Source organism: Verminephrobacter aporrectodeae subsp. tuberculatae At4 (assembly GCF_000193225.1).
Lineage (GTDB): Bacteria > Pseudomonadota > Gammaproteobacteria > Burkholderiales > Burkholderiaceae_C > Acidovorax > Acidovorax aporrectodeae.
Genome location: NZ_AFAL01000815.1, coordinates 1 through 1,534 on the forward strand (window position 1 = coordinate 1; position 1,534 = coordinate 1,534).

Genomic DNA, 1,534 nt, shown 5'->3' on the forward strand with positions numbered 1-1,534 from the left:
GATAAAGTATGGAAAAGTCATTGAGCGTGGTGGTTGGAGTGATCACCCCCGATGGGAAGAAGGTTGAGATGGATTGGACTGACTAGATGAAATATAAAAATACCTCCCAAAGCAAGCTCGCCACGCTGGTATCCACGAGTCACCAGCGCCAATTGCTGTCAATGATGTTGTCGGGGTTCTTTCTGATAGGTGGCGCTTACATCCTTTTGAAGCCCAAATCTCCTCCAGAGAAAGTGATCAATTTGACCCCCGAAGACAAAATGCTGATCCATAAATATCGAGGAATTCATGGGGGGGCGTTGTACATCAGTGTGGTAGGTGAAGATAAAAATCGCGTAACGATGCTTAATCAAAATGGTGTGGTGTGGTATTCTGCATCATCTCTTGGCGAAGGAGGTGATCGCCATTCCACCTTTACTGACGCCATGTACATTCCAAGAACATTACATGTGACATGGAGAACTGAGGATGCAGAGGCTCGAGAAAACAGTTATGGACTGCCTGATATTTCCCATGGCTTTGAAGGTGGAACCATTCTTGGAGACTACACCGTCCAGGTTGCCTCGCGGATCCCCGATGAGGTTTTCGACTTTATCCGTAAAAATGGCAGTTCGTTGTTGCGTCTCAAAATCCGCCTGGCGGATCATGCTGTGTTGGTTGGCTGGGATGTGGAAGAATGGTACAACGCCATAGGTGGACGAACTTTTCGCTATGTAATGCCCGGTGGAGATTTCAAGGAACCGAAGATAAAGTATGGAAAAGTCGTTGAGCGTGGTTGGATGATCACTCCCGATGGGAAGAAGGTTGAGATGGATTGGACTGACTAGATGAAGCATGAAAATACCTCCCGAAGCAAGCTCGCCACGCTGGTATCCTCGAATCACCAGCGCCAATTGCTGTCAATGATGTTGTCGGGGTTCTTTCTGATAGGTGGTGCTTACATCCTTTTGAAGCCCGAAACTCATCCAGAGAAAGTGATCAATTTGACGTCCGAAGACAAGATGCTGATCTATAAATATCGAGGAATTTATGGAGGGGCGTTGTACATCAGTGCGGTCGGCGAAGATAAGAAAAATGTAACGATGCTTAATCAAAATGGCATGATATGGAATACCAAATTGTCTCTCGGCGAAGGAGGTGCCCGCCATTCCACCTTTACTGACGCCATGTACATTCCTAGAACACTACATGTGACATGGAGAACTGATGACGCAGAACCTCGAGAAAACAGTTATGGACTGCCTGATATTTTCCGTGGCTTTGAAGGGGGAACCATTCTTGGAGACTACACCGTCCAGGTTGCCTCGCGGATCCCCGATGAGGTCTTGGACTTTATCCGTAAAAATGGCAGCTCGTTGTTGCGTCTCAAGATCCGCTTGGCGGATCATGCTGTGTTGGTTGGCTGGGACGTGGAAGAGTGGTACACCACAAAATTTGGGCGACGAACTTTTCGCTATGTAATGCCCGGCGGGGATTTCAGGGAACCACAGAGAGAGAATGGAGAAGTCATTGAGCGTGGTTGGATGATCATGCC

The 1,534-nt window shown here is 47.8% G+C and carries 2 protein-coding genes; both read left to right on the forward strand.

Annotated features, from left to right (window positions below; translation table 11 throughout):
- Positions 1-86 precede the first annotated feature (86 nt).
- Complete coding sequence (locus VTU_RS33195; RefSeq protein ID WP_138928001.1) at positions 87-827, forward strand: hypothetical protein; 741 nt, start codon at positions 87-89, stop codon at positions 825-827.
- Positions 828-1,534, forward strand: a 707-nt coding sequence (locus VTU_RS33200; protein WP_138928002.1) for a hypothetical protein, incomplete at its 3' end; no start/stop codon positions are given.